This window comes from uncultured Arthrobacter sp. (genome assembly GCF_902805515.1).
Lineage (GTDB): Bacteria > Actinomycetota > Actinomycetes > Actinomycetales > Micrococcaceae > Arthrobacter_D.
On sequence record NZ_CADCTE010000113.1, the window covers coordinates 1 to 8,713 of the forward strand.

At 68.9% G+C, this 8,713-nt stretch carries 11 protein-coding genes; 9 read left to right on the forward strand and 2 right to left on the reverse strand.

From position 1 onward, the window contains the following. From QZX79_RS10065 to QZX79_RS10085, 5 genes are all read left to right on the forward strand, one after another. On the forward strand, positions 1 to 861 hold an 861-nt coding region (locus QZX79_RS10065; protein ID WP_294568112.1), incomplete at its 5' end, for a spore photoproduct lyase family protein. A gap of 123 nt (positions 862 to 984) precedes the next feature. Then, on the forward strand, positions 985 to 1,179 hold the full coding sequence (locus tag QZX79_RS10070) for a hypothetical protein (RefSeq protein WP_294568114.1): 195 nt from the start codon (positions 985 to 987) through the stop codon (positions 1,177 to 1,179). A gap of 190 nt (positions 1,180 to 1,369) precedes the next feature. Continuing rightward, positions 1,370 to 2,119, forward strand: coding sequence for a YqjF family protein (locus tag QZX79_RS10075; protein ID WP_294568133.1), 750 nt, complete (start codon positions 1,370 to 1,372; stop codon positions 2,117 to 2,119). 11 nt (positions 2,120 to 2,130) lie between these two features. Then, a complete protein-coding gene (locus tag QZX79_RS10080; RefSeq protein ID WP_294568116.1) occupies positions 2,131 to 2,469 on the forward strand; it encodes a helix-turn-helix transcriptional regulator in 339 nt (112 codons plus the stop codon). Between the two features lie 4 nt (positions 2,470 to 2,473). Beyond that, positions 2,474 to 2,971 carry an SRPBCC domain-containing protein gene (locus QZX79_RS10085; RefSeq protein WP_294568118.1) on the forward strand — a complete coding sequence of 166 codons (498 nt, stop codon included), beginning with the start codon at positions 2,474 to 2,476 and terminating at the stop codon, positions 2,969 to 2,971. 63 nt (positions 2,972 to 3,034) lie between these two features. Here QZX79_RS10085 and QZX79_RS10090 read toward each other — a convergent pair whose 3' ends face one another. Next, the gene (locus tag QZX79_RS10090) at positions 3,035 to 3,727 is read right to left on the reverse strand and encodes an SDR family oxidoreductase (protein ID WP_294568120.1); all 693 of its coding nucleotides are present in this window, start codon (positions 3,725 to 3,727) and stop codon (positions 3,035 to 3,037) included. Between the two features lie 105 nt (positions 3,728 to 3,832). Here QZX79_RS10090 and QZX79_RS10095 point away from each other — a divergent pair, with 105 nt between their 5' ends. The 3 genes from QZX79_RS10095 to QZX79_RS10105 all read left to right on the forward strand — a co-directional run bounded on the left by QZX79_RS10095 (position 3,833) and on the right by QZX79_RS10105 (position 6,226). Next, a complete protein-coding gene (locus QZX79_RS10095; protein ID WP_294568123.1) occupies positions 3,833 to 4,387 on the forward strand; it encodes a hypothetical protein in 555 nt (184 codons plus the stop codon). A gap of 212 nt (positions 4,388 to 4,599) precedes the next feature. Beyond that, positions 4,600 to 5,796 carry a TerC family protein gene (locus QZX79_RS10100; protein ID WP_294568125.1) on the forward strand — a complete coding sequence of 399 codons (1,197 nt, stop codon included), beginning with the start codon at positions 4,600 to 4,602 and terminating at the stop codon, positions 5,794 to 5,796. Positions 5,797 to 5,887: 91 nt separating this feature from the next. Further along, positions 5,888 to 6,226 carry a YciI family protein gene (locus tag QZX79_RS10105; RefSeq protein WP_294568127.1) on the forward strand — a complete coding sequence of 113 codons (339 nt, stop codon included), beginning with the start codon at positions 5,888 to 5,890 and terminating at the stop codon, positions 6,224 to 6,226. A 35-nt stretch (positions 6,227 to 6,261) separates the two neighbouring features. Here the strand turns inward: QZX79_RS10105 and QZX79_RS10110 are convergent, their stop codons facing one another. Next, on the reverse strand, positions 6,262 to 7,905 hold the full coding sequence (locus QZX79_RS10110) for an ABC-F family ATP-binding cassette domain-containing protein (protein WP_294568129.1): 1,644 nt from the start codon (positions 7,903 to 7,905) through the stop codon (positions 6,262 to 6,264). 104 nt (positions 7,906 to 8,009) lie between these two features. Between QZX79_RS10110 and QZX79_RS10115 the strand changes: the two genes are divergently transcribed. Further along, positions 8,010 to 8,713, forward strand: a 704-nt coding sequence (locus QZX79_RS10115; RefSeq protein WP_294568131.1) for a RimK family alpha-L-glutamate ligase, incomplete at its 3' end; no start/stop codon positions are given.

The following is an 8,713-nucleotide window of genomic DNA, read 5'->3' on the forward strand; positions in this document are numbered from 1 at the left end:
TGGTTCAAGAAGTCGCTGGCGGCAAAGCCCAACGGGCGCTCCGCCGACTTCATCGCGCCGTCGACGGCGAACGGCTGCGCGATGGCCTGCGCCTACTGCTACGTCCCCCGGCACAAGGGCTACAGCAACCCCATCACGGTCTTCGCGAATATCGAGCAGATCAGCGGCTATCTCGAGCGGCACGTGGCCCGCCAGGGCATGAAGCTCGAGCCCAACCAGTGCGATGACACCGCCTGGGTCTACGACATCGGCGAAAACAGCGACTGTTCGGTCGACGCGATGGTCAGCGACAACGTGAGGGACCTCGTCGATCTCTTCGGGAGCCTGCCGACGGCCAAGCTGTCCTTCGCCACGAAATACGTCAACCGGGACCTGCTCGGCTGGGACCCGCGCGGCCGGACCCGGGTCCGGTTCTCCCTCATGCCCGAGCGGCTGGCGCGGGTCGTCGACGTCCGCACCTCGCCCATCGCTGAGCGCCTTGCCGCGGTCAATGACTTCGTGGAGGCCGGGTACGAGGTCCACCTCAACTTCTCCCCGGTGATCGTCACGCCCGGGTGGCGGGAGGAGTGGCGCTCGCTGTTCGCCCAGATCGACGCCGTCCTGACTCCGCAGGCCAAGGAGCAGCTCGCGGCGGAGGTCATCTTCCTCACCCACAACCAGCAGCTCCACGAGGTCAACCTCGGCTGGCACCCCCGCGCCGAGGAGATCCTGTGGCGGCCCGAGCTCCAGGAGCAGAAGCGCTCCTCGAACGGATTCATCAACGTCCGGTACACCGCCGCCGAAAAGCGCGGCTATCTCGACGACTTCCGGGCACTGATGGGGCGCCACCTTCCGTACTGCCGCATCCGCTACGCCTTCTAGCCCGGTCGAATACGACGGTTGGAATTTTCCTTGTCCGCGTATTCCCCGGGCCCTACAATCGATTCACCCCGCAACGGCCGACTGGCGCGGCGCGGTGGGCATTTTCAGGGAGAGGACGTTTCCATGATGATCCGGCCCGAGTCCGACGGCTCCGAAGCCCCTGGGCGGCGCAGGTACCAGCGGCCCTCGCCCGCGGCACTGCGGAACCCCGAGTCGAACAAGCTGCTGCGCGACCTTTCGGCGCGGCGCCACCAGGCGATGCAGAGCCTGACCAACCGGGCGCGGGCGAACCGCCGCACGCCCCCTCCGTCCACCTGAGACGGACAAGCGCCGGTTCCGTGGGAAATCCCGGGGAGCAGGCGGCGGGCGGGCGGTCAGCGGGCAGGCAGGCAGCGGGCAGGCAGGCAGCGGGCGGAAGGGCGGCGCGGTGACCTCCCAGCACTCCCGGCCCACCAGCGCGCCCACCGGGGCCTGGCCGGATCCGCCGGCGCTTCCGCGCCCGCGCATTATGGATCAGTTCTGGGCCGACGCGGTCTTCCTGCACTGGAGGATCCCGGTGGCCGCCGCCGCGCGCTATATGCCGCCGGGCGTGGAGCCCGATGAGATCGACGGCTCCACCTGGGTCGGCCTGATCGGCTTCCGCATGGTCGGCGCCGGGCTGGGGCAGGGGAGGCCCGTTCCCTACCTTGGGTCGTTCACCGAAATCAATGTCCGCCTGTATTCGCGGGGGCCCGACGGCGTGCGCGGCGTCGTCTTCATCACCCTCGACGCGTCCCGCCTGGCCGTGGTGCTGGCCGCCAGGGCCTTTGGGATCAACTACGTGTGGTCACGCTGCCGCCCGACGGGGGAGAACGCAAATGCCGTGGGCGGGGAGCGGTTCGGCTACGACGTCCGGCGGTTTCGGGGCGGTGCGTCCTCCTCCTTCTCGGTGCGCCCCGACCGGACCGCTGCCGCGGCCGATCCCCTTTCGCTGGAGCTGACCGCCCGGTACGGGCTGCATACCGGGCTCGGCGGCCGCACGCTGTATGTCCCCAACACGCATGAACCCTGGCGCCTCTTCCCGGCCACGGTGGTCCACCTCCGGGATTCCCTGGTGGCGGCGGCGGGCTTCGAGGTGTCGGGGCCGCCCCAGTCCGTGCTCTTTTCGCCGGGGGTACAGACCCAGTTCGGGAGGCCGTCGGTTCCGGCGGCGGGCCCGAAGAGGCGCCGGATTCCCCGTACCGGAAAAACCCTTGACGCCGGATGGATGCCGGCGTAAGTTACAACCAAATGGTTGTAGATCAGGTCGAAGATGCCAGGCTGGACCGCCTCTTCCAGGCGTTCGCCGATGCCACCCGCCGCGATATCCTCGCCCGGGTCATCACGGGGGAGTACTCGGTCTCCGGGCTGGCCGCCCACTACGCCATGAGTTTCGCCGCAGTACAAAAGCATGTCGCGGTAATGGAGCGTGCCTCCCTCGTCACGAAGGAGAAGCGCGGAAGGGAGCAGATCGTGCGGCCTGATCTTGAGGGTGTGGAAAAGGCGCGGCGGCTGCTCGAAGAGTACGAGCTGATCTGGCGGCAGCGTGCGGACCGGATCGCTGACATTCTCGCTGAGGAAAAGGAGTAGTCCCATGACATTCATCTCTTCGCACCAGGACCCGGAGGCACTCAGCCTCACCTTCGTCGCCGAGTTCGATGCCAGCGTCGAACGGGTATGGCAGGTCTGGGAGGACCCGCGCCAGCTCGAACGCTGGTGGGGCCCGCCCACCTACCCCGCGACCTTCCAGCGGCATGAGTTCATGCCCGGGGGCTCCGCCAACTACTACATGACCAGCCCCGAGGGCGAGAAGTTCCACGGCTGGTGGAAGATCACGGCCATCGACGCTCCCCGCCGCCTCGAGTACGACGACGGATTCGCCGACGAGAACGGCGTGCCGGACGACAAGATGGGGGCCACCCACAGCGTCATGACCCTCGAGACCGTCGAGGGCCGCACCCGGATGACTACGGTGACCGTTTTCGAGAGTGCCGAACAGCTCCAGCAGATGCTGGAGATGGGCATGGAGGAGGGGGTCCGGGAAGGGATGGGCCAGATCGACGCCCTCCTGGCCGAACCCGCGCGCGCCTGAGCAGGGGTCTCCCGGCCGGCCCGGCCGGCCGGGAGACCGACGCGGGCCACGGGTGCTGAAGTCTCAGACCATCCCGGATGGACGGATGCTCAGCGTCTCGATGGTCGCCTCCCGGGAGGCATCGGCGGCGAGCCGCACGGCCTTGGCCACCTGGGCCGGCTGGATCCAGGCCTCGGGCGAGTACTCCTTGCCCTCGAACCGGTGCAGTTCTTCCTGCATGTCGGTGGCCACCCGGCCCGGGTGGATCGAACTGACCCGCACCCCGTGCCGGCGCTCCTCCTCGCGGAGGGCGTCGGTGAAGGCGCGCAGGGCGAACTTGGTGCCGCTGTAGGCAGCCGATCCGGCCCCCGAGGAGTAGCCGGAGCCTGAATTGATGGCAATGACCTGGCCGCGCGATGCGCGCAGGGCCGGCAGAAGCCGCCGGGTCAGGCCGACCACGGCGAAGAGGTTGACCGCGAAGCTCTCCTGCCACGCGTCGTCGGAGAGGTCCGCGATGGCGCCCACCCGCAGGACGCCTGCCGAGTGCACGAGCAGGTCGAGCCGCCCGATGGCCGCGCAGGCCCGCTCCACCTCCGCTGGATGCTGAAGATCCGCGGCGAAGATCCCTGCGGAGGGAAGGCCGACGGCCAGTTCCGTCAGGGCGCGGGAGTCGCGCCCGCCCAGCAGGAGGTGGTGGGTGGGGGCGAGTTCGGCGGCGATGGCGCGGCCAATGCCGCGGGAGGCGCCCGTGACGAGGGCGACGGGGAGTTCGGTCATTGGGCCACAATAACAATCCGGCGCCAACCTGCCGGGCGGCAGATCCTTCCTTGCGGGTCGGCGATACCATAATTGCACCTATTCCGCAACCTTAGATGGTGTGTAATGAAAAATCTCAAGAAGAAATCGTCCTCCGCGCTTGCAGTTCTTGCACTCGCGGCGGGGCTGGGGATCGCGGCTCCTGGGCCGGCGTCGGCTGCCTACTGCGGCATCACTTGGGGTTCACTGCCCAAGACGGCCGCTGCTCAACCGACGGCGCCGATCACCAACGTGCGTGCCGGCCGGCACGCGTGCTTTGACCGGATGGTGATCGACCTGCGGGGGGAGCGGGTCGGCTACGACGTCCGCTATGCCCGGAGCGTCCATGCGCCCGGGTCCGGTGCGCACGTACCGCTCCGCGGTGCGGCGGACCTCTCGATCCGCGTCAAGGCTCCCGCCTATGACGCCCGTGGGAATGCAACCTACCGGCCATCCAACCGCAGTGATGTGGTGAGCACGGCCGGGTACAGCACCTTCCGGCAGATCGCCTACGTGGGCAGCTTCGAAGGGGAGACCACCTTCGGGCTGGGCGTGCGCGCCCGGCTTCCCTACCGCGTGTTCACCCTTGACACGCCGGGGACCGGCTCACGGCTCGTGGTCGACGTGGCCCACCGGTGGTAGCACCGGTGGGCGGCCTGGGGCGGTGATCCGCCTCCGGCTCCACCCAGGTGGCCCGGCCGGACCGGGCATCCAACGGAGCCCGCAGCGGTGCCCGCACCCTGCGGGCTCCGTCATGTTTCCCGACTCAGCGGCGCCGGGCGAGTCCGGCCCAGTATCGTTGAAGCCTGCCGGCCCGGGCCGGCGCTCAGCCCCTGGGAAGGAAACACGCACGGATGGATGTTCCGTTTTTCGTCTGGGTCGCCACGGTCATCGGGATTATGGGCCTGCTGGCCTTCGACTTCTTCTTCCACGTCCGCAAGGCCCACACGCCGACCCTGCGGGAATCGGCGATCTGGTCCTCCATCTACGTCGGAATCGCCATCGTTTTCGGGCTGGGCATCCTGGTGTTCGGCGGTCCCACCGCCGGCACCGAGTACTTCGCCGGCTACATCACCGAAAAAGCGCTGTCCGTGGACAACCTGTTCGTGTTCCTGATCATCATGTCCAGTTTCCGCGTACCGCGGGCCGACCAGCAGAAGGTGCTGCTGTTCGGCATCGTCTTCTCCCTCATCGCCCGCACCGGCTTCATTTTCCTCGGCGCGGCGCTGATCAACTCGTTCGCCTGGGTGTTCTACATCTTCGGACTGATCCTGCTCCTCACCGCCGGAAACCTGCTGAAGCCCGGCGGGCACGACGACGACACCGAGCCGGCGATGGTGCGCCTGGCCCGCCGTTTCCTCCCGGCGTCGAAGCACTACGACGGCGACAAGCTGTTCACCATCGAGAACGGCAAGCGGGTCCTGACCCCGATGCTGCTGGTCATGATCGCCATCGGCGGAACCGACATCCTGTTCGCGCTCGACTCGATCCCGGCGATCTTCGGGCTCACCCAGAACGTGTTCATCGTCTTCACCGCCACCGCGTTCTCCCTGATGGGCCTGCGCCAGCTGTTCTTCCTCATCGACGGGCTGCTTGACCGCCTGATCTACCTTTCCTACGGCCTGGCCGTGATTCTGGGGTTCATCGGCGTCAAGCTGATCCTGCACGCGCTGCACGAGAACAACCTCCCCTTCATCAACGACGGCGAGGAGGTTCCCGTGGTGGAGGTCAGCACCGGGGTCTCCCTCGGCGTCATCCTCGGGGTCCTCCTGGTGACGGTCCTGGCCTCGGTCTACAGCCCCAAGGGCAAGGCCAAGAACGCCGTCTCGGGCGCCCGGCGCCATGCCACCGACTACCTCGACCTCAACTACGAGACCGACATTGTTGAGCGCGAACGGATCTATGCGAAGCTGTGCGCCGAGGAGGCGGACCTCAAGCGGCTTCCGGAGAAGTACAAGCGCCTGATCCGCAACGAGACCGAGTTCCTCGAACTCATCGGCAGGGCACACACCGAGCACGACAAGGCCCTCGCCCGCGAGCCCGGCCGCTAGCGGTACCCGCCACGCGGAGAGGGACGGCGCGCCGGTCCTCGATGCGCCTCCACCGGTTGCGGGCGGCCCGCCGGCGCGGCACCATCGGGACATGACCAAATACCTCATCTCCTTCCCGAGCGAAGCCATGGTGGTCAGCGCCGAGGATTTCCCGATCGTCTCCGCCGAATCCCACGCCCTGATCCAGGAGGCGAAGGATGCCGGAGTCTACGTGTTCGGCGGGGGGATCAACGAGCAGGTCGATCCGGTACTGGTCACCGCCGACGGCTCGGTGGGCACCGAACTCTATCCGGGCTCTCAACTCACGGGCGGGTTCCTCGTGCTCGAACTGCCGACGCGCGGGGACGCGCTCGAGTGGGCTCGAAGGATCGCGGTGGTCTGCCGTTGCCCGCAGGAGCTCCGCGAGTTCGGGTATGACCCGGAGAGCTAGCCGGGCCCTGCGCCCGGAGGTGCCCCCGGAGCCGCTCAGGCGGGACGGACCCGCACCTGGCCGCCGTCGACCTCCCACCGGGTGTCAAGGCGGACGTTTTCCAGCAGCCTGCGGTCGTGTGAGACAAGGAGAAGGGCCCCGGTGTAGCTCTCGAGGGCCGATTCGAGCTGCTCGATGGCCGGAAGGTCAAGGTGGTTCGTCGGTTCATCGAGGACCAGGAGGTTGACCCCGCGAGCCTGAAGCAGCGCCAGCCCCGCCCGGGTCCGTTCCCCGGGCGAGAGCGAGCCCACCCGGGCCCCGGTCTGGTCCGCTTTCAGGCCGAACTTCGCCAGGAGGGTCCGCACCTCGGCCTGGCTCAGCTGAGGCATCAGGCGTTCGAACGCGTCCCCCAGAGGTGCCTCCTCGTCCAGCAGGCGGCGGGCCTGGTCAATCTCGCCCACGGCCACGCTGGCGCCCAGGGCCGACGTGCCCTCCGCGGGGGCCTCGTGGCCGAGCAGGAGGCGAAGCAGGGTCGATTTCCCGGCGCCGTTGGGGCCGGTGATGCCGATGCGCTCGCCGCCGTTGACCTGCAGGGACACCGGACCGAGCGTGAAGGCGCCCCGCCGGACGGTCGCCTGGTTCAGGGTCGCCGCAACCGAACTGGACCGCGGGGCGGTGCCGATGCTGAATTGGAGCTGCCACTCCTTGCGGGGTTCCTCCACCTCATCGAGGCGGGCGATGCGCGACTCCATCTGCCGGACCTTCTGGGCCTGCTTCTCGGAGGACTCCATGCTGGCCCGGCGGCGGATCTTGTCATTGTCGGGGTTCTTCTTCATGGCATTGCGCACCCCCTGGGAGCTCCACTCCCGCTGGGTCCGGGCCCGGGCCAGGAGGTCCGACTTCCGGTCGGCGAACCCCTCGTAGGCCTCCCGGGCGTGGCGCCGGGCCACCGCCCGTTCCTCGAGGAAGGCGTCGTATCCGCCGTCGTACACGGCCACCTGGTTCTGGGCCAGATCGAGTTCGACGACCGTGGTGACGCAGCGGGCCAGGAACTCGCGGTCGTGGGAGACGAGCACCACCCCGCCGCGGAGGTTCTGGATGAACGACTCGAGGCGGGCGAGGCCGTCGAGGTCGAGGTCGTTGGTCGGCTCATCGAGCAGCACCAGGTCGAAGCGGCTGAGCAGCAGCGCCGCCAGGGCGACGCGGGCAAGCTGGCCGCCCGACAGGGAGGTCATCAGGGCATCCGGGGCCACACCCACCGCAAGGTCGGCCAGCACCGGCGGGATGCGCTCCTCGAGGTCCGCTGCGCCGGAGGCCAGCCAGTGATCGAGCGCGGACGCATAGGTGTCCTCCGCCTGGCGGGTCCCCGATCCCAGCTCCTCCGCCGCCTGCTCCATGGCCGCAGTCGCGGCGGTCGCCCCGGTCCGGCGGGCCAGATAGGCCGCGACGGTCTCCCCGGGGATGCGCTCGTGCTCCTGGGGCAGCCAGCCGACGAACGCGTCCGCCGGGGCCGTGCGCACCGAACCGGCGGCAGGGGCGTCGGCACCGGCCAGCAGCCGCAGCAGCGTCGACTTCCCCGCGCCGTTCGCCCCGACCACCCCGACGACTTCCCCCGGGGACACCGTGAGGTCGAGGTCGGTGAACAGGATCCGGTGGCCGTGGCCGCCGGCGAGGGACTTGGCCACGAGTGTTGCAGTCATGGCTCAAGTCTAGGAGGCCCGGCGCCCCGGACCCGCCGGCCCGGGCGGATGCCACGCCCGGCTAGGATGGGCGGAACCCGATCACCTACGCCGCGGGAGGACCCATGAAGACCATCTACGCGCTCCATGAGAATCCGGACTGGTTTCCGCCCTTCGCCCGGGCGTTCGAGCAGGAGGGCGTCGAGGTGGTGGAGTGGGTGCTCACCGATGGAGTGCTCGACCTGGACGGCGTGCCGCCCGAGGGGATCTTTTGGTCCCGGATCAGCGCCTCGGCCCACACCCGCGGCCACGGCCTGTCGAAGGACTACGCCCGTGCGGTGCTGTCCTGGCTCGAGGCCTCCGGCCGCCGGACGGTCAACGGGCGGCGGGTGCTCGAGCTGGAAATGAGCAAGGTGGACCAGCTCACGGCGCTTCGGGCCGCCGGGATCGACACGCCCCGGACGGTGGCGGCCATCGGACGGCAGCGCATCCTCCAAGCGGCGGAGACCTTCGAGGCGCCGTTCATCCTCAAACATAACCAGGGCGGCAAGGGCCTGGGCGTGCGGAGGTTCGACTCCCGCGCGGAACTGGCCGACTACGTCGCGTCCCCGGGTTTCGAGGAGCCCGAGGACGGAATCACCCTGGTGCAGGAATACCTGAAGGCCGCCGAACCCTTCATCACCCGCGTCGAGCTCGTCGGTGGGCGCTTCATCTATGCGATCAAGGCCGACACCGCGCGCGGCGGGTTCCAGCTCTGCCCCGCCGATGCCTGCGCCATCGACCCGGTGACGGGCCAGCCGGTTATGCCGCCGGGGGCCACCATTGCGCC

Coding starts and splice junctions, on each gene's coding strand:
- QZX79_RS10105 (WP_294568127.1), top strand. CDS start 5,888: ATGACCAAATACCTCATCTCCTTCCCGAGCGAAGCCATGGTGGTCAGC.
- QZX79_RS10080 (WP_294568116.1), top strand. CDS start 2,131: ATGGTTGTAGATCAGGTCGAAGATGCCAGGCTGGACCGCCTCTTCCAG.
- QZX79_RS10100 (WP_294568125.1), top strand. CDS start 4,600: ATGGATGTTCCGTTTTTCGTCTGGGTCGCCACGGTCATCGGGATTATG.
- QZX79_RS10090 (WP_294568120.1), bottom strand. CDS start 3,727: ATGACCGAACTCCCCGTCGCCCTCGTCACGGGCGCCTCCCGCGGCATT.
- QZX79_RS10070 (WP_294568114.1), top strand. CDS start 985: ATGATGATCCGGCCCGAGTCCGACGGCTCCGAAGCCCCTGGGCGGCGC.
- QZX79_RS10095 (WP_294568123.1), top strand. CDS start 3,833: ATGAAAAATCTCAAGAAGAAATCGTCCTCCGCGCTTGCAGTTCTTGCA.
- QZX79_RS10085 (WP_294568118.1), top strand. CDS start 2,474: ATGACATTCATCTCTTCGCACCAGGACCCGGAGGCACTCAGCCTCACC.
- QZX79_RS10110 (WP_294568129.1), bottom strand. CDS start 7,905: ATGACTGCAACACTCGTGGCCAAGTCCCTCGCCGGCGGCCACGGCCAC.
- QZX79_RS10075 (WP_294568133.1), top strand. CDS start 1,370: ATGGATCAGTTCTGGGCCGACGCGGTCTTCCTGCACTGGAGGATCCCG.